A 23,271-nucleotide genomic window follows, 5' to 3' on the forward strand; every position below is an offset into this window, starting at 1 on the left:
CCCACCCCCGCGCGGCGGGGGTCGCCGCCCCCCCCCCCCCCGGGCGCGCCGCCCCCCCCCCCCCCCCCCCCCCCCCCCCCCCGCCGCTGGTCAGTTCGTCGGTGTGACGGAACCGCCGGACGACGACGGCGGGCTCATCGCGACGTCGGTGATCGCGTACACGATCACGTTGTACGCCTGCCCCGCCCGCAACCCCTGGACGACGGCGCTCGTCCGGTCCGCCGGCACGTACGTGGTCCGGCCGGGCGGAGAGGTGATCAGCGCGTACCGGCGGACGGGCAGGCCGCCCAGCACCCGGGGCGGGTCCCACCTGACGGTCGCGGAGGCCGCCCCGGCCGTGGCCGCCACGTTGAGCGGCGGCCCCAGCATGCCGAGCGCCGGCGGGGACGCCTCCAGCCAGCACTGCGCGAACACCAGCGCCGACACCGTACGGCCGGAGGCCGTGGCGGTGATCTCGGCGACGCCGGGCCGGTCGGCGACGTACTTGCCGGCCGCGTCGATGGCGCCGGGCCCGGCGGTGACCTTCCAGGTGACCGGCGCGGTGGGCAGGCCGAAGAACGTCACCTTGAAGGAGACCGGCTTGCCGACCTCGACGTCCGCGCGGGGCGGGTCCACGGCGATCCCGGCGAACCCGCCGCCTGCGTCGCGGGTCTTCCAGGACTGGTCGATGAGCCGGTCGAAGCGGGTCTCCCCGCCGCCCAGCCACGTGCTCGCGCGCAGGTACGCGTCCACCCGGATCCCCGGCCACTCCTCCCACCAGGGGTTCCCCTCCGAGACCCCTGCCCATCACACCTGCGTACGACGACGGAGTGTCGTCCGTGACTGATGGGCCACAATGGCCTGATGTCTGCCACGCCCGAGAAGTACGTTGAGACCGCATCTTCGCCCCGATTCAACGACTACGACAGGATGGCCGAGGGGTACGCGACCGAGAACGAGACCAGCCTCACAAATGCGTACTACGAGCGTCCCGCGATGCTGGAGCTTGCCGGGAACGTGACCGGAAGGCGCATCCTCGACGCCGGCTGCGGCTCAGGCCCCCTGTTCTCCGCGCTGCGCGATCGAGGCGCCACCGTCACCGGCGTCGACGCGAGCGCCGGGATGCTGGAGCAGGCCCGGCAGCGGCTGGGCGCCGACGCGGATCTGCAGGTCGCTGACCTGGCTGACCCATTGCCCTTCCCTGACGAGGCGTTCGACGACGTCATCGCGTCCCTGGTGCTGCACTACCTGGAAGACTGGGGACCGACGCTGGCCGAGCTGCGGCGCGTGCTGAAGCCAGGTGGCCGACTCCTCGTCTCGGTCCATCACCCCTTCGGCATTACGCTCATGCAGCACATGGCTGGAGAAAAGTTCAAGTACTTCGAGACCTGCAGCCGGACCGACGAATGGACCAGAGGTGGGCAGACCGTCCACATGAAGTTCTGGGACCGGCCGTTGCACGCGATGACCGAAGCCTTCACCGCGGCGGGCTTTCGCATCAGTGTCATCAGCGAACCACCGTTTGTGCCGGAAGCCCGCGAGCTGTTCCCCGAGGAGCTCCGCGAGATCACCGGCACGAGGTTTCTGTGCTTCCTGTTCTTCGTTCTCGAAGCCAGCTAGAAGCTCCGTAACGATCATTTGTTCATGGCTTCGCGCTTCAGTGGGCGATTCCTGCCGACTGAAGCGCTAAGTCGCACTCGAAGCGTGTCGGGATTAGGTGGTTTCCCGACCGGCTCCCGACGCCTCATAAAATTGGATACCACGGGATGAAATATCGCTCTGGGCGGCTGATTTCCAGCGAAGACTGACGACAGGATTTCCCGACAGACAGAACGGGGCGCCACGCCCCTTTCCGAGGAGTCCCGGTGCAGATCGTCTACTCCCGCGTCGCCACCGCGTCCCAGTCCCTGCTCCGCCAGCGGCACATCCTGACCGAGGCCGGCCTCCTCGTGCGAACCGAAGGAGTCGCCCAGGGGATTCCACCCCGCCGACGGCGTCCTCCTCTTCGAGGACCCCGCCACCACCTCCAAGATCCCCGCCCTGGACCGCCCCGCGTTGGCAAGATCGCCGCCAAGGCGTACCCCGGCGACACCCCCACCGTCTCCGCCGCCAACGACGCCACCACAGACCTGATCATCACCAGCGCTGGGGACGCCTTCGGGAGCAGGACGTCCTGACGCCTACGCGCCCGCGCGCGGGCGCGTAGGCACTCCCGGAACTTTCCCGCCCTCATCCGCCGGTCCCGGTGGGCGCCAGGTGGTCGCCGGGTCTCCCGGCCCGGCACAACGGGCACCAGGGGCTTCCCGAGCGGGGACGCAGGTCGGCGCCGCCGGGCTCGCCGTGCGGGCGGCAGGGCCGCGAGCGGCGGTCGCCAGCGGCCGTGCGCGCCTGCTGCCGGGTGGCTTCCTGACGCACGTCGCCTTGGACGTCGGCCAGGTCGCCGCTGCGGGCCATGGCGGTCAGGTGGCCGACCAGGTTGCGCGGGGCGTGCTGGCGCATCACCCGGGGTGGTTCGCCCTCCAACTCGAAGAGCAGCTCGCCTTCCAGGAGGTGGCCGAAGACCGGGCCGGAGTGGCGATGCGGTGGAGTGCTCGGATCACCCGGCGGCAGGTCGAGTGTCGCCGTCCTCACCTCGGCACCGTCGGGGATGACGGGCAATATCTGACGCAGCAGGGGCGTCAGTCGCGCGGTGCTCATGGAGTCCTTCTCATCTCGATGCTTCGGATATGCCCGGCCTCGCCGGCCGGGCCGGTGCAGGAGCAGGCCTGCTGTGAGGGTGCCGCCGCGGAGGTGCGCTGCGGCCACATCGGCTTCTTCGCCGACAGCGCGGCGGCACAGGCGTGGAAACCAGGCGCACCCGCAGGCGGCAGGACGGCTGCTCTCCCAGCGCCAAGCCTGGGAGATGGGCGTGGACATCTTCGGCCCACTCATGCGTCCATAGCCGGAAATTGGACAGTGAATGGCCTGGAAACTGGTCAGGTGAAATGCCGACACTCGGCGGGCAGGTCCTGCGACCGTCCCACCTAGGAAGGCTGATCGATAGTGACAGAACGCGTACGCGTGGCGGTGCTGGCCGGCGGGCCGTCCGCCGAGCACGAGGTGTCGCTGCTGTCGGCACACGCCGTGCTCGACGCCCTGCCGAAGGAGCTGTACGAGCCCGTGCCCGTCATCATCGACCGCCAGGGCAGGTGGCCGGTGGAGCTGCGACGCGATCAGGTGGACGTGGTCTTCCCGGTGCTGCACGGACCGTTCGGCGAGGACGGCGTCGTCCAGGGGCACCTGGAGACGCTGGGCATCCCGTACGTGGGTTGCGGCGTCCTGGCCTCCGCCGTGGCGATGGACAAGGTCGCGATGCGGCGCGCGTTCCTGGCGGAGGGCATCCCTGTCACCCCGGGTGTGTGGTTCACCGAGCACGAATGGCGCGCCACCCTCGACTCCTGGGGGCTGGTGAAGTCGCTCGACTGGCCGATGTACGTGAAACCGTCCGGTCTGGGCTCCTCCATCGGCATCTCGCGTGTCACCACGATGGAGGAGCTGCGCGCGGGTGTGGAGCTGGCGCTGACCCACGACCGGTTGGTCATCGTCGAGCAGGAGGTAGCCGCGCGCGAGCTCATCTGCAGCGTGCTCGGCGGTCATGACTTCCCGGAGGCGTCGCTGCCCGGCGAGCTCCTCGTGCCAGGCGACTGGCTCGACTACGAGGCCAAGTACCTCAGCGATGCCGAGATCGCCACGATCCCCGCCGTCCTGCCTGAACGCGTGGCCGAGGACGTGCGCGAGATGTCGCTGCGCGCCTTCCAGGCGATCGGCGGTTACGGCCTGGCCAGGGTCGACTTCCTCTACGAGGAGGAGTCGGGACGCCTGTACGTGCTGGAGATCAACACCATGCCCGGCTTCACGGCCCGTTCCGTCTACGCCAGGGCCTGGGCCGAGAGCGGTGTCCCGTACCCGGATCTGCTGCGCCGCCTCATCGACCTCGCGTTCGCCCGGAGCGGCAAGTGATCGCCAGAAGCAGGCAAGTGACCGTCAGGAGCGGCAAGTGATCGCCACGACGCTGGAGAGGATCGCGCAGGTCGTCGGCGCGAGCCTGCACGACGTGCGCGATCCGCGCGCGCTGGTGACGGCGCCCGCGGCAGTCGATTCGCGCGAGGTGGTGCCCGGCGGCCTGTTCGCCGCGACGGTCGGCGCCCGCGTCGACGGCCACGACTACGCGGCCCGTGCCGTCGCGGGCGGCGCCGTCGCCGTGCTGGCCTCGCGGCCCGTCGGCGTGCCCGCCCTCGTGGTCGACGACGTACAGCTCGCGCTCGGCGTGCTGGCCAAGCGCCTGCTCGGACGCATCAGCCCGACCGTGATCGGTCTGACCGGCTCCGTGGGTAAGACCACCACCAAGGACCTGCTGGCGCAGGTGCTCGAACGGCACGCCGAGACGGTCGCCACGGACAGGTCGTTCAACAACGAGCTCGGCCTGCCGCTCACCGTGCTGCGCGCCGATGCCGCCACCCGGTACCTGGTGCTGGAGATGGGGGCGAGCAGGAAGGGCGACCTGACGTACCTGACCGGACTCGCGCCACCGCAGCTTGGGCTGGTGCTCAATGTCGGCAGCGCGCACATGGAGCGCATGGGATCCGGGCCGGCCGACATAGCCGAGGCCAAAGGCGAGCTGGTCGAGGCGCTCCCGGCGGACGGGTTCGCGCTGCTCAACGCCGACGACCCGTACGTCGTCGGGATGGCCGGCCGTACCAGGGCCAAGGTCCTGCTGTACGGCGCGGCGGCGGGGGCACAGGTGCGGGCGGAAGGCGTGCGGATGGACGACCGCGCGCGGCCCGCGTTCGAGCTGGTGACGCCGGACGGCAGCGCCCCGGTCACGCTCGACCTCATAGGCGAGCATCAGGTGGGCAACGCGCTGGCCGCCGCCGCCGTGGCCACCGCGCTCGGCCTGGGCGCCGCCGAGATCGCCGAGGGACTGAACGCCGCCCGGCGGCGCTCCGCGGGCCGGTTGGAGATCGTCGAACGACGTGACGGCATCACCATCGTCAACGACGCCTACAACGCCAGCCCCGAGTCCATGAAGGCCGGGCTGCGGGCGGTGCGGGCGGTGGCGGGCGCCCGCCGTACCGTCGCCGTGCTCGGCGCGATGGGGCAGCAGGCGGACACCTCGCGCGCCCGGCACGCCGAGATCGGCCGGCTCGTCGCCGACCTCCGCTTCGACGTGCTGATCGCGGTAGGGGAGGGGGATCCGCTCGCGATGGCGTGGGCGGCGGAGTCCGCGAACCGGGGCGTGGCCGTCCACACGGTCGAGGACGTGTCCGGCGCCACCGAGCTGGCCGGCTCGCTGCTCGAACCGGGCGACGTGGTGTTCGTCAAGGCCTCAAGCGAGATCGGGCTCGGCGCCTGCGCCCGCGCGCTGGCCGACGCCTGAACAGCTTCTGTTCTGCCGAATGACCAGCCACCCTGTCAAGCCTTCCGGCGACGAGCCGGCGAAACGGAGTTCCATGCGCACCATCGGTCTTATCGGCGGGTTGAGCTGGGAATCGACGGTGATCTACTACCAGATCATCAACCAGCGCACCCGCGAGCACCTCGGCGGCAGCCATTCCGCCAACAGCCTCATCTGGTCGGTCGACTACACGACGGTCGAGGACCTCATCTTCGCCGACCGCTGGGACGAGGTGAGCACGTTGCTGACCGGTGCGGGCAGGCGACTGGAGGATTCCGGCGCCGACGTCCTGCTCGTCTGCAGCAACACCTTCAGCCGGGTGAGCGACGACGTGGAGCGGGCCGTGGGCGTGCCGGTGCTGCACATCGCCGACACCGTGGGCGCCGAGATCCGCGCCAGGGGCATGCGCAAGGTCGGCCTGCTCGGCACCAGGTTCACCATGGAGGAGCCCTTCTACCTGGATCGGCTGGCCGCCCACGGCGTCGAGGTGGTCGTCCCGCGTCGCGAACAGCGGAAGCTGGTCCACGACGTGATCTTCGACGAGCTGGTGCGCGGGGTGATCAGGGAAACGTCCAGGGACGCCTACGCGCGGATCATCCAGGACCTCGCCGACGATGGCGCGGAGGGCGTCGTCCTGGGCTGCACGGAGATCGAGCTGCTGATCAGTGAGAAGCACAGCCCGATCCCTGTGCTGCCGAGCGCCCGGCTGCACGCCGAGGCGGCGGTCGGTTTCGCCCTCGCCGAGTGATTCACGTACGGCTGGTGCCGTACAGCTCGCGGTGCCACAGGTCGGCGCAGACCCGTTCGATGCCGGCCGCCAGGTGGCGGCGGTAGGTGGTGAAGGGGATGCCGAGCCGTTCCGCGGCCAGCTCCTGCGTGGGCGTACCGCAGAGGAACGTGACGGACAGCGCCCGGTGGAACTTGACCGAGCGCGGGTCCTCGCTCAGGTCGCCGATCGCCTGGCGCAGCAGGTCACCCAGTGCCGTGGCGGGATTCTGCTCATCGGCGACCAGCCTGGTGCGCGTCAGGGGGGAGGTGGCCAGCTCGTCCGGCCGCGGCAACCTGCGCAACGCTCCGCGGACCGCGTCGGCGAACTCCTCCCTGGACAGCACCGCCAGTCTCGCCGTCGCCGCGCCAGGGCCGCTCGCGGGCCTCTTGACCATCTGCTCCAGCCACGCCTGCGCGGGCACCGCCCGCCAGTCGTGAACGAACAGGCCGCCGGAGATGTCACGCATCCCGTGATACCGCTCCGTCCGTGCTTCGAGGTACGACCAGGCCAGCCGTTCGGCCCGCAGACAGTTGCCGAGCGCTCGCCACTGGATCAGTTCCAGCAACACCGAGTTACCGCGGTACGGCGGAAGCACCCACTGCCTGCTGACCGCCAGGTGCTCACCGGCGCGCAGCGGGGTGGTGGCGCGCGCGTGCGCCCACGCCGCGGCCACGACGGGATCGGCCGCCAGCTCCTCCTCATCGAGCTCCGTCAACCGCAGCCACGCGGAGAGAGCCACCGGCTCGCCCGTCTCGGCGCTTCGATAGAGGCGGAACGCTTCCGGCTGACGCTCCACCCAGAATGCCGCTGCCTGTACCAGGATGCCGGCCTCCGCCTGTGGCAAGGCCTCTTCCTGGAACTCGCCGTCGCCGGTAGGCGGCCCGTGGTGGAGATGGAGCAGTGCCGCCACCGCGCCGGGCACGTCCGCGTCGCTCGCCGTACGCACCCTGTCCGCCACGCGCGCGTGCACGCGCTCGTGCATCACCGTGTACGCCTCGGGGTCCCGCCAGCGCAGGTCCGCCTCCAGCAGCCGCCGGACCACGCCGTGCGGGAACAGCCCGAGACCGCTCGATTCGACGAACGGCAACCGCCGCAGCCAGCGGAACAGCGTCCCCGCGTCCTCGGGGAAGGCCACCCGCAGCAGGTCCTCCGTCGTCGTGTACGCGTGCGCGCAGATCTCCAGGGCACGCCGGTGCGCGGCCGAGGGCAGCTCGCCCACCAGCTGATCCAGCAACTCGGCCACCAGGTCCTGATCAGGCCTCCATCGCCCGCCGTCCTTCGCCGCCACGGCCGCCCCCAGGAGCAGCGCCAGCGGGTGACCGCCGGCGAAGGCGAGCAGCGGCTCGCGCACCTCGGCCGGCACGCCGGCGGCGTCCAGCAGGGTGTGCGCGTCCGCGGCCCGCAGATCGCGCAGCGGCAGCACCTCCAGCGACCCCGCCCATGCCGGGTCCGCCTGCCAGCGCACATCCGGCGGGTTCCGTCCCGCGATCACCACCAGCGCCCCCGCGGGCACCCGCGGCAGGAACCGTTCGCGCAGCCACCCCTCCAGGCTCTGCACGCGGTCGAAACCGTCGAACAGCAGCACCGCGTCGTCCTGGCAGGCCGCCGGGTCCATCAGGCGCTCGTCCAGCATGGACACGGGCCGCCCCGCCGTCTCGGCCTCGTCGGCGAAGCGCCGCAGCAGGGCCGACTTCCCGATGCCGCCCGGACCGTGCACGTACAGGACGCTGCGGGCGCCGCTGTACAGCGCCGTGGTGAAAACCGCGAGCTCCTCCTCCCGCCCCACGAACGCCATCTCGCGCGCCGCGCGCAGCCGCCGCCCCAGAGAACCGGACATGGATCGCTACCCCTTCTCGAAGAGGTGGTGCACGCCGGGGTGGGGGAGCCGTCGCGGCGGTATGCCCCGCCTGTCCGGGCGGTGCTCGAAATGCCACCACTCGTTGTCGTACAGGCGGTAGAGGTCGTAGCGGGCGCCGTGTTCCTCCAGCCAGCGAGCGCCTTCGTGCGGGCGCACGTCCAGGGCGATGCCCTTGACGTGGCTGGACTCGGCCGGTGGCAGCACGAGCATGCGGGCCAGGAACGGAGAGCCGGAGCGGCGCACCTCGTCGTCGAACATCCGCTGCTGGACGACGGGGTCGCGGTATCCGGAGGTGACGCCGATGAGCTGGCCGTGACGCCACAGCGCCTCGGTGCGTGCCGCGGTGAACGCGGCCATCGCGCCGTCGGTGAGCCCGGCGAGGTTCTCGGCGGGGAATCGCATCCGCAACGCCCAGCGGCAGGCCAGTTCGCGGGCGCGGCCTGGATGGCGAACGAAGGCTGGCGGCAGCAGCAGCACGGCGAGCACCAGCGTGGCCGCGGCGTACAGCCTGTCTCGGGGCCGGGGAGGGATGGTGCGTGGTTCGTCCATGACGAACCACCATTGGCGCCAAATATGAGCGCGTCGTCCGCCGAATGTCACCGTTTGTCGACGGCCCAGGCTGTGCGCCTCTCACCGTCGAGCGGCGCCACGGGCTGCGAGCTTGTGGCACGACCACGACATGGCGTGGACGACGCGGGCTGTGAAACTCGGCGGCGTGTCGCGAGTGTTGTTGATCGAGGATGACCCGGCCGTGCGGGAGGGCCTTGAGCTGGCCCTGACCCGGATGATGATATCGACGTGGTGGCCGGGTTGGAGGCGGGCGCCGACGACTACGTGGTCAAACCGGTGCAACCCAGGGTGCTCGACGCACGCGTTCGCGCGGTGCTCCGGCGTGGGAGAGCCGCGGCCTGGTGGTCACCGGCGGCCCCGGCCCGGACGGCGTGAACGTCCGAGTGGTCGACGAAGGCGCGATCGTCGATGACCGGCAACTGGCCGCCCTGCTGAGCGAGGCCAGACGCACCGTCACCAAGGTGGTGCTGATCGGCGACCCGGTCCAGCTGCGGTGCTTGGTTCGTGCTCCTCAACAGAGAGGGACACGAGTCCAATCACAAGACACAAGGGGACTTCAGACGCCGCATGAGCGCGAGGCCTGCCTGCCTGTCAGGACCTTCCCACAGGCCCCCGACTACCGCGAGGAATTTGTTGTAGAGGACAGACGCAGAGCCGTTGCCGCGGCAGAAATGGCAGGGCGCCGGTGTGAACCTTTCGGCGGAGCAGCGGTAAGAACAGGTGAATCTGCCCGCACCCGCGATAAGGAGCTGACCCGTTCATGGCCGAACCGGCGACAGCCGAGGCCGCCGACAGCGACCTGATCCACCGCTCCCTGCGGGAGCCGCAGGCATTCGCCGCGCTGTTCGACCGGCATGCTCCCGCCCTGCACCGTTACGCGGCGCGCAGGCTCGGTCCGGGAGCGGCCGAGGACGTGGTGTCCGAGACCTTCCTGGCGGCGTTCGAGCACCGGCACCGCTACCGGTCCTGCCAGGACGACGCCCGGCCCTGGTTGTACGGCATCGCCTCGAACGTGATCGGCAAGAGGCGCAGGCGTGAGGAGGCCCGTTACCGGGCGTACGTGCGTGGTGGCGTACATCCGGCGGAGATCGGCGGCGGGCTGGTGGAGGACAGCGTGAACACGCTCGCGGTGAACAAGCCGCTGGTGGCGGCCCTGGCCGGGTTAGGCGCCGGCGACCGGGACACGCTGCTGCTGGTGGCGTGGGCGGGGCTGACGTACGAGGCGGTGGCCGAGGCGCTGGACGTCCCGGTCGGGACTGTCCGCTCCCGGCTCAACCGGGCGCGCAGGAAGATCCGGCAGGCTCTGGAAGGGACGGACCATGAATGAGATGGAGGACCTCGGCCGCCTGTGGGCCGATGAGCCCGAGCCGAGCGCGCACGACCTGGCGGCCTCCCGGGCTGCCCTGATGTCCACGATCGCCCGTCCCGGCGGACGGGGAGTGCTCGCCCGACCGCGTGGCCGTGGGGTGCTCGCCCGTCCCGGCGCCTTCCTGCGTACCAGGCGAGTCGCCCTGGCCGGCGCCATGGCAGCGGCGCTCACCGTTGGCATCCTCGCCGCCCAGGTGGGCCTGGGCGGCACCGACCCGGGCAACCCGCTCGCCGCGCCGCCCGCCGACGCTCAGACGCTGCTCAAGCTGGCCGCGCGGGCCGCCGCCGAGCAGCCGGACACGGTGCCGGCCTCCGGCCAGTACGTGCACACCAGAATGCTGGCCCAGCGCAGCCTGTTCGCGCCGGACGAGGCCGGCACGCGGCAGTACACGAAGGTGATGGTCAACGAGGAACGCTGGGAGGCCGCTGACGTCGGCAAGCCCTGGCTGAGCCGCGAGCAGTCCGTGTCGGCCACGGGACCGGCGCCCCGCAACCGCTGGGACCACGGCGTCGAGGACACCGTGTACGAGCCCGCGGCCTGCCCCGGCCAACCGGCCTACGCCCGGCTGCGCAGCTGGCCCACGGACCCCGCGCAGGTGCGCGCGAAGATCGTGGCCGACACGGGCCCGGATCCGCTGCGCATGTGGTCCTCCCTCCAGGGCCTGGTCACCGAGTCGGTGGTTCGCCCCAGTCTGAGCGCCGCGCTCTACCAGGTGGCCTCGGGGCTGGACGGCATCGTGCTCATCCCCGACGCCGTGGACGTCGCCGGTCGGCCCGGCCTGGCCGTCGGGATGGACCAGGGCGACGGCAGGCGCTCGGACCTGATCTTCGACAAGCGCACCTATCGCTACCTGGGCGAGCGCACGGTGAACACCGCGGACAGAAAGGCGAAAATGCCCTTCGGCGAGGTCATCGAGCGGAAGGGCAAGGTGAACGGCACCGCGGTGCTCGCCGTCGATGTCGTCCCCGGTCTGCCCGAGGTGTCGCCGAACGCGTCCCGCGTGCAGATCCCCTGCTGAGACTTTCCCCCGATCCGGCCTTTCGGCCGGAAGTTCTGTTTCGCATGCCGCTGTTACGCATGCGCCATTTCGCATGCGTGGTTTCGCATGCCCAAATAAAGGAGCAAACCATGTTGATCGCAGCGAAGGCTGTCGCAGCCACCCTGCTCATCGGTACGTTCAGCGCTCTCCCCTCACCGGAGACGCAGACCGCCTACGAGAAGAAGGCCGCCATGGAGCAGACCAGGGTGGCCTGCATGCAGGAGAAGGGGCTCACCTACCTGGCCGAGCCGATCGTCAAGCGCAAGTGGCAGCCGGGAGAGTTCGAGCGGCTGGCCGGCGACCATGAGGCGCTGCGCGCGTACCGGGCCAAGTACGGGTTCGGCGTCTGGTCCAGGCTGGTCTATCCGGGTGACCCGGCGGTCAACCCGGTGTCCGGGGAAAGCGTGAACAACAAGAACCTGATGGCGATGCCGGCGGACGAGCTCAAGAAGTGGCGCGCGGCCGACGACGCCTGCTTCGCCGAGGCGGCCGAGAAGCACCTGGGCCTCACCGTCACCTCGCAGCGGGGCGACTACCTCACCCAGCTCAACGCGGCACTGGGCAAGTCCGTGGCCGCTCTCGACAAGGACGAGCGGCTCGCGCGGCTCGGCAAGCGGTTCGGCGCGTGCCTGGGCATCAGCGACACCAGGCCTTCGGTCCTGGCCGAACGCGGTCGGTCGGCGTTCGTGAAGCAGGCCACGCAGGTCGCCAGGAAACTGCACAAGGGCTCGCTGCCGAAGGCGCCCGAGGGCCGCACCCTGGCCCTGATGCCGCCGCTGAAGCCGGAGCAGGCCAAGCCGTACCTGGAGAAGGAGATCAAGACGGCGCTGAAGGACCTGGAATGCGGCAAGTCCTTCTACGCCGCGTACTCGCCCAAGGCGAAGACGGCCAAGGAGCAGGTGTACCAGAGGTTCGCCGTGGACTTCGCGCTCTGACCGGGGTGGGCCTGGGGGCCTGGTCACTCGGGGTAAGCGAGCGACGTTCGAGGTGATGGCGGGGGCCGTTCACAGCTCGGCGAACGGTCCCCTTCATCGGAGCCGGCGGCGCCGACCTGAACCCCCGATCGGGGCGGCCCTGGTGCCCGATGTGCCGGGCCGGGATCCCTCATGACGTCGATCTGGCGCCTACCGGGGCGGGCGGATGAGTGGCCAGGGTGGTTCCGGGAGTTTCGGGAGTCCCTACGCGTCCGCGCGCGGACGCGTAGGGACTCGCGGGAGTCGTTGGCGGTGCCAGCGAGGAACGAACACCTTGGGACGAATCACCACATGACCAAGGCTGCTGACGCTACGCCGCGACCAGGCTGTTGATGAACGTCGGCGACAAGGCCCGGCAGCTCTGCGGCCGCATTGGCCTGCAAACTGACGGTACGTCCAGGCGGGCCCGCGCCCGCCATCCTGGTAGTTCCCCACGAACACATCACCCAGCCGCCGAACTCGCGAGCGTGGCAGGCGCCCGCCACGCCGATGTCAAGGTACATCCGGTCGCCGCGGATGTACCTTGCCCGGGACAAGTCTCAGACAGGGGGCCGCTCAGGCCCATGCAGGCCAGGCTCACACCTTGGCAGAGGTGGAAGCCTGGCCTTGCTCACGCTCCGGGCCGGAAAGCCAGCACGGGCCTCAGCCGCCGGTGCCGGGGTAGAAGTCCTCCTTCATCGGGGCGACCGTGCCGCCGCCGGGGTAGTAGTCCTCCTTCGGGGCGATCCCGCCCTTGCCGGGCCAGGCTTCCTCGCCCATGGGGGCGATCCCGCCGCTGCTGGGCCAGGGTTCCTCCTTGGCGGCTGCCGGGCCGGCGGCCAGGCCGAGCCCCGCCGCGGTCAGCAGCCCGATCGCGGCCAGTTTGAGCGTCGTCTTGGTCATGCCGTCACCTTTCGCCACTCTCGATGTGCGTGATCTCCGCCCGTGCCCGGGATGGGCACGCGATCCAGTGCAGACGCTGGGCCGCCGCCTGTCCTGCTGTTCCAGCCTGAGCAGGAACAGGCAGTTCACAGCCCTCGCCTGTCGGCGCCCATATCGACATCCCCACGTCGTCAGGTCGCCGGCAGGCCCTCAGTCTCAGCATCCCGCCGATTGTCTGGTAGCCCCTTTCGCCGTTCGGACAATCGGCAGCCCGCCCGCCGGCACCTTGGCTGAGTCGGGTGAGCGTCGACGGCCCCCTGTTCGGCTGTGCGCGACCACGAGTATGCGCGGCCTCGCTATGGATCCGCTTTGGGGGCCGCTGGATCGCGGCAAAGCTTCGTCGAAGGCGATCGCGCAGGACGGCCTGCATCAAAGGGCCCGAATCGCAATTCCGGCCCCGAATTCTCGACGCCATAATGATCACGTGAAGTTCGAAGTGCTCGTCATCGGGCCCGAGGTCGGGCGGCAGCTCGCGCCGTATGCGAAACGCACCCGGGTGGGCGCCTTCCGCCGCTACATCACCGAGGACGAGCTCCAGGACGGATTCGTGCAGGGCATGTGGGCCGGGCGCCTGGGGCCCGACGCGGACGAGGCCGCGATCGCCGCGTACGTGCGCAGCACCTTCGACGAGTTCCTCGGCGAGCGCGACGAGATCGACAAGGACGAGCGCGGCTGGTACTTCTACTCCCACGAGAACCCGTTGGCGCGCTGGGACTACTGGTTTGTCAACAGCGAGTGGTGGCCGCTACGGACCAGGCCGGGTGGCGCGGTCGTCCTCGACGAGGCCGCCTACGCCGGCTGGCCCGACATCCGCGACCACGCGCGGCTCTGGCGTCGAGGCAGGCCCGGTGAGGTGCTATACGGCGCGCAGTCGGTAGTCGAGGAGATCGACTTCGTCGCCATGGAGCGGGAGTCGGCCGAAGCAGCGGGGCGCGCCTGGGACGCCTACCAGGCCGCCGAGCACCGCGACTCGCTCGACGAGATCCAGATCGGCGGATTCACCCGCGAGGAGTACCTGCTGCGGACGGGCTGGCATCCGGCCTGTCTCGTCGAAGGCGGGCGCTGGCACGAACGCGGCGATCGCGGACTGCGGGCCGACGTGGAGGAAGCACGGGCGCTGGAGTGGCGGCGCTTCGTCGACGACCTGATCGGCGGCCTGCCTCCTGGCACGCTGCTCACCAAGGTCGTCTGTCACACGTGAGCCGGTAATGGCCTGCACGCCTGCCGCGCCACCGTGGTCCTGTCCAGGTACGGCAACCCGCTGTATGACGAGGAGCTGTACCCGTCGACCAGTTCGTCGATGTGCATCGGGGAGTGCGTCATGTCCGCCCAGCATCGACCAGGCAAGTCACAACACGATCAACGCCGTTGCCGGGTCGGACCGAGGCGCCCTGCCGTGATTGCTCACGGTGGGTGCCCCGGCCGGCGGAATCGGCGGCGCGTCTCCTGACGGCTGAGCAGCGAGTGTCTGCGGAAAATCCAGTTCGCGACACGATGCCAGGCAAAGGAGTCGATCGCATTGAACATGTTCTTCGCCACCGTATGGCGGAAGTAGTTCGCCCACCCGCGCAAGAGCCGGTTGAGACTGATGATCAGCTCGGCCAGGCTCATATGGCGGGTTGACCTGTAGGTCTTCGCCTTCACCTTGTCCTTGATCGATTGGATCGCCTTCTTGGACACCAAGGTGTAGACGTAGTGCTTGTTCGTCCCTCGCATTTCCCGCTTGTACTCAGCCCCAGCACCTTGGCCCGCCGCAGCTTGACGATCTCCTCCAGCAGCGTCTCCAGCCCCAGCCGTCCGGGGTCGGACTTCAGCTCGAGCAGGAGCCCGTCCTCACCCGTGGCCAGCTCCCACAGAACAACCGCGCCGAATCCGCCAGCCACTCGGCCAGCACATCCTCATCCGCCCGCGTCGACTCCCGGAACCCCAGCGCATCTCGCACCTGCTTGCGGTGACACGCGATCGTCGACCCCGACCACGGGTACTCCGCGAACAAGACCAGGTCGACCTTCACCTGCCCCGCGTCGCGCCCGTCTTGTTCCCCACCAGCTCCCAGTCGCCGTCGAGCAGCGTCCACGCCGCGATCAGCTCCTCCGGCTCCCACTCCCGACGCACCCGAAACCGCCCTCCACCTGACCGTCCCCGACACGAACACGATCAAGCAGAGGCTCCGGCCAACCGGCCTCGTTCACTCACCCGCGACGACCACGAACCGCAATCGTGATCACTCACACAGCTACTTCGGGGCTGGGGTCAGCTTCGGGAGCGGAGGGCCGAACCGGAACGGCGCGGGACTGGGGAACACCGACGATGAGTGAGGTCTTCGACTATGGCGAGGGAGCTGCGCTGTGGCGGATGCTCTACGAGACGGCGGCCAGAGCCGCGGAGATCCTGGCGCTAGCACCAGGCCTCAACGGCACCCGAGGCTGGGCCGTTCCCAAGTCTGTCAGCGATCCTGCGGCCCGCAGGTCGGCTGGTAGGGGAAGTCCGGGAAGTACCTCGCCCATTCGTCCCGATCGAGCCCGCGGCCGACCCGTCGGCATACGGTGCTCGCAGCCCCGGCGGCGCTGAGGTCGTAGCGCTGGAAGGGCAGGTGTTTGCCGGCCACCGACAGCGCGTCGCCGCTGAGGGACAGCGCGAGGACCGCGCCGCCCGGCGTGGCGAGGGGCGGGCCGACAGGCCGGCGGCCGGCGGTGTCCCACAGTTGGACGACGCCTCCCTCCGTGCCGACGGCGAGCAAGCCGGCGTCCGGGGAGAAGGCCAGCGCGGTCACGGGTCCGGGGGCGGTGGGGGGCAGCGTGCCCAGGTTGCGGCGGAGGTCGCCGTCCCAGAGGGCGGTTCGTCCTCTGGTGTCGCCGGTGGCGAGGAACCGACCGTCGGGGCTGAAGGCCAGCGCCTCCGCGGGGCCAGGGCCGGGGCCGCCGCCGGCCCGCCGCAACGGCGGGAGCGAGGCGATGTCGCCCTGATCGGTCAGCAGGCGTTCGCCCCGCGGGGCGACGGCGATCCGGCTGCCGGTGACGCCGGGGGACGCGGCGACGGCGCCGGTGCGCGTGTTCCAGCTCGTGAGCGCCTCCTGCCCGACCGAGGCGCCGCTGATGAGCAGCAGCTCGCCGTTCTGGGCGAAGGCGAGCGGCCCGCCGTGGCGGAAGGGCGGCGACTGGCCGGTGATCCGCCGGCCGGCCAGGTCCCACAGCGTCGCGGTGAAAGAGGCGGCGTAGGCGTCGCCGTAGGCGAGGATCCGGCCGTCGGGGCTGAAGGCGGCCTGCATCCAGCACGGCGTCGGGCAGGAGGGCCGGGGCGGACCGGGCAGCTCTTGTCCGGTCCTCGCGTCGCGCAGCTCGACACGGTCCCGGTAGGTGAGGAGCAGGCTCCTGCCGTCCGGGCTGAAGGCGGCGGAGATCGCCCTCTCCTCGCGCCAGTCGCGGGTGAAGGCCGAGCCGATGCGCAGGGTCTGCACGGTCGGGCCGGTCAGGTAGCGGATCTCCCCGGCGTCGGGGCCGATCCAGAGGTCGTCGACCACGTCGCCGTGGAGCGGGTGCCGCAGGAGCACTCCTTGGAGGTGGTTCGTGGCGCGCACCTGGAGCTCGTCCTCGCCGGCGGTCGCGACGAAGGCGCCGTCGGCGCTGAAGCCGATCTCGCGCACGCCCGGCGCGCTGAGTGCGGCGGCCTCCGTTCCCGAGGCCACGTCCCACACCCTGACCAGGGCGGGGGTGGCCATGAGCAGCGTCCGTCCGTCCGGGGAGAGGCGCAGGCGTCCCTCGCGGCACTGCTCGGCGGTCGGGGTGGGAGCCCAGGCGGGGGCGGCGAGGCGGCCGGTCGCGGGGTCGGGCAGGCGCAGCGGTTCGCCAGGTCTGCACACGAGCGGCGGCGCCGCCGCGTCGGAGTGGACCGGCGCGGCGGTGACCTGGGGCTGGTGGGTGCGCAGGTCCCAGCGGGTGACCCGGGTGGCGGTGGCGCTGATCAGCCAGCGGCCGTCGGCGCTCAGGCTCCGCCGGGTGTCCGGGGAGGTGTCCTGGTCGGCGAAGACGTCCTGCTGCGGCTGGAGGCTCGCCGCGCGGAGGGCCGCGCGGGTCTCGGGGAGGTCGGCCAGCTTCCAGGCGGCCAGGCTGAGCCGCATGGCCAGGGACGGTTCCGACAGGGGCAGGGTCTCGGCCGTCCCGGCGATGCCGCGGGCGTGCAGCTCCCGCTTCTGCTGGCCGTTCACCAGGCTCCGCTGCCAGATGAGGGACGTCGTGACCAGCAGGAACACCGCCAGGACGGCCAGGACCGCGGTGCGCCGCCTGCCCTTCCTGCGCTCGCCGTCGCTGGCGGCCAGGAAGGCGCGTTCGGCCGGGGTGAGGGTCCGGGCCGTGAGGTGTTCGCGGGCCAGCTCAAGGCGCAGCCCCCGGTAGAGGGCGCCGGGGTCGCGGCCGTGCTCCTCCCACGTGTCGGCCGCCTCGGTGAGCCGCCGGTGCACTCTCAGGCGTTCGCGGTCCTCCTCGGCCCAGGCGCGCAGCCGGGGCCAGGCGGTCAGCAGGGCCTCGTGGGCCAGGTTGACCGTGTCGCCGTCCTGGGTGACGAGGCGGGCGGCGGTCAGGCGCTCGAGCAGGAGGGGGCCCGGGTCGCCGGGGTCGCCGGTCAGCAGCTCCGAGCGCCGTACCGGGCGGCGGGTGGGCTGCGTGCCCGCCTCGCCGGGCATGACCAGCCGCAGCAGCAGGTGGCGCAGCCTGTCCTGCTGGGCCGGGGTCAGGTCGGCGTAGAGCTCCTCGGAGGTGCGGGCGACCGCGCCCGCGATGCCGCCCGCGGCTTCGTACGCCGCCAGCGTCAGCGCCTTGCCGTGGTGGCGTTTCCAGGTCTCCAGCAGGGCGTGCGACATCAGCGGCAGGCCGCCGGGCTGCCCGGTGACCTCCTCCAGGATCCGGGCCGTCAGCTCGCGCTGCACGATCAGGCCGGCGGTGGCCGCGGGCTTGACGATCGACTGGCGCAGCTCGGCCGGGCTCATCGGGCCCACCAGGACGGTGGCCTCCTCGACGGCCTCGATCAGCCGGGGATGGTCGGCGCACCGTCCGAAGAAGTCCGCGCGTACGGAGAGCACGACCCCGCCTTCGGCGGCCACCAGCGCGTCGATGAACGCCCCACGCTCGCCGGGGTCCTCGCACAGCGTGAACACCTCCTCGAACTGGTCGACCACGACCAGCTCCCCCGCGGCGGCGGCGGGCAGGGCCGGATGGACGCCCGGCGTGACGACGCGCGCCGCGCGCGGCCGCAGCGCCGGCACCAGCCCGGCGCGCAGCAGCGAGGACTTGCCGGAGCCCGACGGGCCGACCACCATCACCATCCGGTGCGCCTTCACCATGCCGGCCAGCCGCTCCACCAGCGAGGACCGGCCGAAGAAGTAGGCCCGGTCGGCCTCCTCGAAGCCGGCCAGCCCCCGGTACGGCGCCCGCTCGCACGCGGCGGCCACGGATGCCCACTCCCGATCGGCGGCCAGGGTCTCCTCCCAGCGGACCCGCCATTCCCGCTCGTCGCCGCCACAGGCGCGGACGTAGGCCAACGTGACCGGCAGAGTCGGCAGCCTCTCCCCGGCGGCGGCCTGCGCCAGCGTGGAGGCGGCGAAGCGGGCCCGCGCGGCCATCACCCGGTAGGACGGGGACCCCGCCTGCTCCCGTAACTTGCGCAGCTCGACCGCGAAAGCGGCGACCGGGCCGTCCATCGGATCCACGACCTGTTCACGACGTCCCATGCGCTCCCCCTAGGTCCCATGAGAACCACAAACCAGCGCAAAATACGTCTTCACCCCGATTTGATCAAGTTTGTCCAGGGTGCGAAACGGGCTTCCGGACAATGATCGCCACGCCGAGACTGGGGGACCTGCCACGCCGCCGAGAAGCCGAGGAGATCCATGCGCCTGCTCGTCGCCCTGACCCTGTCGCTGCTCACGCCGGTGCCCGCCGGAACCGCCGCTCCGGCGGCGGGCGGCACCGGCGTCGTCAGGTTCGTCAACGCGGGCACCGGCGACTGCCTGGACGCCAACAACGGCGACGACGTCCGCTCCCTGGCCTGCAACCGGGAGGCCGGCAAGCCCGAGGACGGGTGGCAGCTCTGGCACGTCGAGGACATCTCCCGGGCCACAGGGGTGCCCGGGACGTTCATGATCCGGAATGACCACGAGAGGTACGACCGCCGATGCCTGACCGCCCGGGGGCCCAAGAACCAGGACGCGCTCCTGACCCCCTGCGCGCCGGGCGACAGCGGGCAATGGTGGACGTTCGACGGCGCCAGGATCCTGGCCTACCGGTACGGCAAGGCCGCCCTCTACGACGAGGCGGGCACCCTGCACGTCCGCGTCGCCCGTGACGCCCGGCCCGGCGTGAACACCCGGTGGTGCCGGCGGGCCTGGCCCACCCAGAAGGCGTCCTGCGACGCCTGACGATCACAGCGAGAAGAGGATCCGTTGGGAAAGATGTTGATCGCGCTGGCGATGACGGCCACCGTCATGAGCACCGCGCCGGCGGCCCCCACCACCGCGGCCCCTGCGTCCGCGGCCACAGAAGCCGCCGCGGCGGCCCAGGTGGTGGCGCCGCTCAAGCGCCTGAACGGCGACGCGCTCACCGGCCTGTCGCTCACGGTCGGGGCCGAGCCGTACACCCAGCCCATGGAGGACGCGTTCGCACTGACCACCCTGGACCAGGTGCTCAGCGGCGACGATCGGACCCAGCTCCCGACGCCCGCCGACGACCCGGCCTGCGCCTCGCGCATGCAGTCCTTCGGGCCGACGACGGGCGGCGTCGGCAGGGCGTTCTGCTGGGACGCCAAGCTGCAGGGCCTGACGGGCGAGACGGCCTGGGTGCCGCAGGGCCTGGCCACCTCCGGTGAGGCGAGGAACGACGCCGCTCCGGTGCCCACCTCGAAGGACGCGCTGATCACGAGCTGGTCCTGGCAGAACCCGCCCACCCACTCGCTGGCCAACTCGGTGCGGCTGTCGGTGGTGAACCTGAACGACATGCGTTACCGGACCGTCCTGCCGGTCTGGGTCCGTCCGGACGGGACCCTGAGCCGGATCTACGGGCACGGCGGCGGCCTGGCCTGGAGCGGCCCCTACCTGTTCATGGCCACCACCCCCGGCTGGCCCGACGGCACCGGCGCCCCGAGCGCCAAGCGCAGCGCCATCCGCGTGTTCGACACCCGCCGGATCTACCGCCATCAGACCAAGCTCGACGACTACCAGTACGTCATGCCGGAGGTGGCCAACTTCGTCAGCCCCGACCTGCACTTCGACTACATCTCGCTGGATCGGACGAGCACCGGCCGGCAGGCCCTCGTGGTGGGCGACTACCGGGCCACATGGCTGAACGGCCAGCCCCAGCCGCTGAACGGCACCCGGATCGCGCGCTACGCCTTCCGCTCGGCCGAGACCGGCGACTACCGGCTCGGCCTGACCCCGACGGCGGCCTGGGAGTCCACCACGCCCACGACGGCGGAGACCCACGCCATCAGCGACGTCCAGGGCGTCCAGCTCCACGACGGCCGGCTCTACGTCAACATGAGCGCCGGCAAGTTCGTCAACGTCCCGTACTCCAGGCGCTTCGCGTCGGTGGACCTGGCCTCCATGACGATGACGGCCCGTACGGACTGGGGCTACCGGCCGGAGGACCTGTCGCTGTGGTACTCGGGCACCGGGGGCGAGCTGTGGGGGCTGACCGAAGGCGAAGATCAGCGGGTCGTCTACTCGGTCGCTCTCGACAACCTCGCGCCCTGAGCCCCGCGCCTTCCTGGCGAGGCCGAACGGGGGAACCGCCCGAAGGGCCCCGCCTCGGCATCGACCACGTCGGAGGAGGGCGGTCGAGGCTGAACAGGAGGGTGGCACGGGCCTGCCCGGTGCGGGGGTCATCTCCATCACCGGCATCTCCTTCGCCCCCGTGGGCGTCACCTGCGCGGGCCCGCTGGGCGCCACCCTGGACGTCACGGCCGACGTCCTGCCGCTGAAGTTCGACGCGACGGCGTTCGACCCCGACCCCGGCACCGGCAAGGTCGCGGGCCGGGTGTCCGGGGCCAGCGTGGGCGTGGAGAGCAGCGACGGCTGCGTCCTGACCGCCACCGGGCAGGCCGACGCCACCTACGACAACACCAGCGGCGCGATCCTCCTGGAGGACCGCGACCACCTGCGCATCGCGACCGTCAACCCCCGCTGCGTCGGGGACGGGCTCAAGGTGGGCGACAACGTCATCGTCGAGGGAAGGTTCGACCTGGCCCCCCCGCGGCGTCATCACCAGCCCGTGACCCGTTCCCGGTGAGCCGCGCGGTTCACCGGGCCCGCGTCAGAAGGCCTGGTGGTCGGCTTCGGAAGACTTCGCGGAACGCCGAGAGCTGCCTCGTGGCGTGATCGCCCGGCCGCCTCCACGGCGGTCACCGCGGCTGCCGTTCCGCGATGACCGCCCAGTCGTCCGCCCCGTGACCGTCGGCGATGGCCTGGTCGAAGACAGTCCGCAGGAGTTCACCGATCGGGAGCGGAATGTCGTGGTCGTTCGCGGCATCGAGCGCGAGGTGCAGGTCCTTGCGGCCCAGGACCGCAGTGAATCCGGGCGGCTGGTAGCGCCGTTCGGCGATCATCGACCCGTAGCCGGTGTAGACGGCTCCCGGGAAGAGGGTCGAGGTCAGCAGTTCGACGAACCGCCCCGAGTCGACACCGGCGCCTTCCGCGAGACTGACAGCCTCGCCCAGCGACTGGATCGCGCAGGCGATCAGGTAGTTCCCGAGGATCTTCACGACGTTGGCCTGCTCCGGACGGTCGCCGAGTCGCCAGGTCCGCGAGCCGATCACGTCGAAGAGCGGCTGCACGCGGTCGATCAGCCCCTGCTCGCCCGCCGCGAGGATGTTGAGCGCTCCGGCTTCGGCGACCGGAACACGGCCGAAGACCGGTGCCGCGACGTACCCGACACCGTGCTCGGCGTGCGCCGCGCCGGCCCGGCGGGCCAGGCCGGCGCTCACCGTCGCGAGGTTGACGTGAACGGTCCCGCCCGGGGCCCGAGCGAGAACGCCGGAGTCGACGAACGTCTCGGCGACGGCCCGGTCATCGGCCAGGACCGAGAAGACCACCGGCGAGTGCATGGCCTCGGCGACCGAGGCGGCTCGCCGGGCACCCGCCGCGACGAGCTCGTCCGCGGGCCTGTCGGAGCGGTTCCACACCACGACGTCGTACCCGGCTCTCAAGAGGTTGCGTGCGATGGGCCGTCCCATTGCTCCCAGACCGATGACCGCGATGTCGCTCATGCGGAGAACCCTCTCTGTGAACCACCTAAGGTGGTTCCACGATGTCATAGGGGTACCATCATGTCGAACCGGTTAAGACGGTTCGAAAGGTGTCGTCGCTTGCTGTGGAGGTTGGGATGGCCGAGGACGTACGTCGTGTGTTCCGCATGGACAACGAGGTCCTGGCGTTCCGGTTCACCGCCACCGTCGGCGATCGAGCCGGCATGGCGCCACGGGAGCGGCTGACCGACCCTGCACGACTGAAGATGTGGCTGCAGGCGACAGGGCTCGACGCCACGGACGTGTCGCCGGCCGATCTGAAGGACGCCGTCGAGCTGCGCGAGGTGATCTACCGGATCGGGTCGGCGATCGCCGCAGGTGAACGGCCCGATTCGGAGGATGTCCGCACTCTCAACACGGTCGCGGCCGCCGGGCACGCGAAGGCCGCGCTCGAACGCGATCGCGCAGGATGGCGCCTGACCGCGGCGACGCCTGTCGGTGACGCCCTCGGGGTCCTGGCCACAGATGCCATCCACGTCCTCGGGGGCCCCGACCGCAGCCGCATCAAGAGCTGCGAAGGCCCCGGATGCGCGGGACTCTTCCTCGACACCAGCCGCGGAGCCAACCGCCGTTGGTGCTCCATGAACACCTGCGGCAACAAGGTCAAGAAGGCACGTCTCGCCGAGAACTGACCCAACAGCCGCGATCAGGCCCGGCAAGTCCGACCATCCGCGCGCAGTGGCTCCCACGTCACCGTGCCGGCGTGCCGACACCGACCTCGGCAAGCGCGACGGCCGCGCCAGGCACGGCTCTCCACCTCCGTCAACCATGGGTTGACGTTGATGGAAGCGTCAACCTAAGGTTGACCCATGCGACTCTCCGTGGTTCTCGCGCTGGCGAGCCTCTTCGTGCTCGGGCTGGTCATCGCGACCCTGTAGTCCGACGGAATGAACGGCACACCGAACCGACCAGCCCAGGCAGGCGCTCTTCGCTCTCCGGCCGGCACCACGCCAGACGGGAGGGTGACGTAGGGGGCGGGTGTCTTCAATTGGCCGAAGTCGACCCGGGCGAACGTCTTCGAATGGACGCGATGCAGCAGCGAAGATGCCCTGCCACGTACCGCTGAAGAT

The 23,271-nt window shown here is 70.9% G+C and carries 22 protein-coding genes and 1 pseudogene; 15 read left to right on the forward strand and 8 right to left on the reverse strand.

All coding sequences use genetic code 11. The features are described from left to right. Positions 1–90: 90 nt before the first annotated feature. Positions 91–732 (reverse strand): fibronectin type III domain-containing protein, encoded by a 642-nt coding sequence (locus ACIA8R_RS45540; protein ID WP_397044052.1) that lies wholly within the window; start codon positions 730–732, stop codon positions 91–93. Positions 733–843: 111 nt separating this feature from the next. Between ACIA8R_RS45540 and ACIA8R_RS45545 the strand changes: the two genes are divergently transcribed. Then, entirely contained in the window at positions 844–1,599 is a 756-nt protein-coding gene (locus ACIA8R_RS45545; RefSeq protein WP_397044054.1) for a class I SAM-dependent methyltransferase, read from the forward strand. Between the two features lie 245 nt (positions 1,600–1,844). Beyond that, the gene (locus ACIA8R_RS45550) at positions 1,845–2,156 is read left to right on the forward strand and encodes a hypothetical protein (protein ID WP_397044056.1); all 312 of its coding nucleotides are present in this window, start codon (positions 1,845–1,847) and stop codon (positions 2,154–2,156) included. 52 nt (positions 2,157–2,208) lie between these two features. Here the strand turns inward: ACIA8R_RS45550 and ACIA8R_RS45555 are convergent, their stop codons facing one another. Beyond that, positions 2,209–2,676: a hypothetical protein gene (locus tag ACIA8R_RS45555; protein ID WP_397044057.1), complete on the reverse strand. Its 468-nt coding sequence runs from the start codon at positions 2,674–2,676 to the stop codon at positions 2,209–2,211. Positions 2,677–3,021: 345 nt separating this feature from the next. Here ACIA8R_RS45555 and ACIA8R_RS45560 point away from each other — a divergent pair, with 345 nt between their 5' ends. From ACIA8R_RS45560 to ACIA8R_RS45570, 3 genes are all read left to right on the forward strand, one after another. Beyond that, entirely contained in the window at positions 3,022–3,978 is a 957-nt protein-coding gene (locus ACIA8R_RS45560; RefSeq protein WP_397044059.1) for a D-alanine--D-alanine ligase family protein, read from the forward strand. A 37-nt stretch (positions 3,979–4,015) separates the two neighbouring features. Beyond that, positions 4,016–5,395 carry a UDP-N-acetylmuramoyl-tripeptide--D-alanyl-D-alanine ligase gene (murF, locus tag ACIA8R_RS45565; protein ID WP_364100337.1) on the forward strand — a complete coding sequence of 460 codons (1,380 nt, stop codon included), beginning with the start codon at positions 4,016–4,018 and terminating at the stop codon, positions 5,393–5,395. Positions 5,396–5,468: 73 nt separating this feature from the next. Further along, positions 5,469–6,161 (forward strand): aspartate/glutamate racemase family protein, encoded by a 693-nt coding sequence (locus ACIA8R_RS45570; RefSeq protein ID WP_357703834.1) that lies wholly within the window; start codon positions 5,469–5,471, stop codon positions 6,159–6,161. A gap of 1 nt (position 6,162) precedes the next feature. On the opposite strand, the gene ACIA8R_RS45575 is transcribed toward ACIA8R_RS45570, so the two are convergent. Both ACIA8R_RS45575 and vanY-N read right to left on the reverse strand, forming a co-directional pair. Next, positions 6,163–8,019 (reverse strand): ATP-binding protein, encoded by a 1,857-nt coding sequence (locus tag ACIA8R_RS45575; protein WP_364100343.1) that lies wholly within the window; start codon positions 8,017–8,019, stop codon positions 6,163–6,165. Between the two features lie 6 nt (positions 8,020–8,025). Further along, on the reverse strand, positions 8,026–8,589 hold the full coding sequence (gene vanY-N / locus ACIA8R_RS45580) for a D,D-peptidase/D,D-carboxypeptidase VanY-N (protein ID WP_357703830.1): 564 nt from the start codon (positions 8,587–8,589) through the stop codon (positions 8,026–8,028). A gap of 234 nt (positions 8,590–8,823) precedes the next feature. On the opposite strand from vanY-N, the pseudogene ACIA8R_RS45585 reads away from it, so the two are divergent. The 5 genes and pseudogenes from ACIA8R_RS45585 to ACIA8R_RS45605 all read left to right on the forward strand — a co-directional run. Continuing rightward, positions 8,824–8,937, forward strand: a pseudogene (locus ACIA8R_RS45585) (DNA-binding response regulator); the annotation flags it as partial. Positions 8,938–8,993: 56 nt separating this feature from the next. Then, complete coding sequence (locus tag ACIA8R_RS45590) at positions 8,994–9,413, forward strand: AAA family ATPase (RefSeq protein ID WP_397044241.1); 420 nt, start codon at positions 8,994–8,996, stop codon at positions 9,411–9,413. Beyond that, complete coding sequence (locus ACIA8R_RS45595) at positions 9,371–9,937, forward strand: RNA polymerase sigma factor (protein WP_357703826.1); 567 nt, start codon at positions 9,371–9,373, stop codon at positions 9,935–9,937. The genes ACIA8R_RS45590 and ACIA8R_RS45595 overlap by 43 nt, the downstream gene beginning before the upstream one ends. Then, positions 9,930–10,997: a CU044_5270 family protein gene (locus ACIA8R_RS45600; protein ID WP_397044063.1), complete on the forward strand. Its 1,068-nt coding sequence runs from the start codon at positions 9,930–9,932 to the stop codon at positions 10,995–10,997. Before ACIA8R_RS45595 ends, ACIA8R_RS45600 begins: the two co-directional genes overlap by 8 nt. Before the next feature lie 110 nt (positions 10,998–11,107). Further along, positions 11,108–11,953: a hypothetical protein gene (locus tag ACIA8R_RS45605; RefSeq protein ID WP_397044065.1), complete on the forward strand. Its 846-nt coding sequence runs from the start codon at positions 11,108–11,110 to the stop codon at positions 11,951–11,953. Positions 11,954–12,634: 681 nt separating this feature from the next. On the opposite strand, the gene ACIA8R_RS45610 is transcribed toward ACIA8R_RS45605, so the two are convergent. Further along, complete coding sequence (locus ACIA8R_RS45610; RefSeq protein WP_397044066.1) at positions 12,635–12,874, reverse strand: hypothetical protein; 240 nt, start codon at positions 12,872–12,874, stop codon at positions 12,635–12,637. Positions 12,875–13,337: 463 nt separating this feature from the next. Between ACIA8R_RS45610 and ACIA8R_RS45615 the strand changes: the two genes are divergently transcribed. Continuing rightward, complete coding sequence (locus tag ACIA8R_RS45615; protein WP_397044068.1) at positions 13,338–14,114, forward strand: hypothetical protein; 777 nt, start codon at positions 13,338–13,340, stop codon at positions 14,112–14,114. A gap of 203 nt (positions 14,115–14,317) precedes the next feature. Here the strand turns inward: ACIA8R_RS45615 and ACIA8R_RS45620 are convergent, their stop codons facing one another. Both ACIA8R_RS45620 and ACIA8R_RS45625 read right to left on the reverse strand, forming a co-directional pair. After that, on the reverse strand, positions 14,318–14,629 hold the full coding sequence (locus tag ACIA8R_RS45620; protein WP_397044069.1) for a group II intron maturase-specific domain-containing protein: 312 nt from the start codon (positions 14,627–14,629) through the stop codon (positions 14,318–14,320). A gap of 730 nt (positions 14,630–15,359) precedes the next feature. After that, complete coding sequence (locus ACIA8R_RS45625) at positions 15,360–18,635, reverse strand: NACHT and WD repeat domain-containing protein (protein WP_397044071.1); 3,276 nt, start codon at positions 18,633–18,635, stop codon at positions 15,360–15,362. A 159-nt stretch (positions 18,636–18,794) separates the two neighbouring features. Here ACIA8R_RS45625 and ACIA8R_RS45630 point away from each other — a divergent pair, with 159 nt between their 5' ends. From ACIA8R_RS45630 to ACIA8R_RS45640, 3 genes are all read left to right on the forward strand, one after another. Next, on the forward strand, positions 18,795–19,322 hold the full coding sequence (locus ACIA8R_RS45630) for a ricin-type beta-trefoil lectin domain protein (RefSeq protein WP_357703811.1): 528 nt from the start codon (positions 18,795–18,797) through the stop codon (positions 19,320–19,322). Positions 19,323–19,346: 24 nt separating this feature from the next. Beyond that, a complete protein-coding gene (locus ACIA8R_RS45635; RefSeq protein ID WP_397044073.1) occupies positions 19,347–20,651 on the forward strand; it encodes a hypothetical protein in 1,305 nt (434 codons plus the stop codon). A 160-nt stretch (positions 20,652–20,811) separates the two neighbouring features. After that, positions 20,812–21,186, forward strand: coding sequence for a hypothetical protein (locus ACIA8R_RS45640; RefSeq protein ID WP_397044075.1), 375 nt, complete (start codon positions 20,812–20,814; stop codon positions 21,184–21,186). A gap of 112 nt (positions 21,187–21,298) precedes the next feature. Here the strand turns inward: ACIA8R_RS45640 and ACIA8R_RS45645 are convergent, their stop codons facing one another. Then, positions 21,299–22,210: an NAD(P)-dependent oxidoreductase gene (locus tag ACIA8R_RS45645; protein WP_397044077.1), complete on the reverse strand. Its 912-nt coding sequence runs from the start codon at positions 22,208–22,210 to the stop codon at positions 21,299–21,301. A gap of 68 nt (positions 22,211–22,278) precedes the next feature. On the opposite strand from ACIA8R_RS45645, the gene ACIA8R_RS45650 reads away from it, so the two are divergent. Beyond that, on the forward strand, positions 22,279–22,833 hold the full coding sequence (locus ACIA8R_RS45650) for a CGNR zinc finger domain-containing protein (protein ID WP_397044079.1): 555 nt from the start codon (positions 22,279–22,281) through the stop codon (positions 22,831–22,833). The last annotated feature ends 438 nt before the right edge of the window (positions 22,834–23,271 follow it).

The organism is Nonomuraea sp. NPDC051191 (genome assembly GCF_044455665.1).
Classification (GTDB): Bacteria; Actinomycetota; Actinomycetes; order Streptosporangiales; family Streptosporangiaceae; genus Nonomuraea.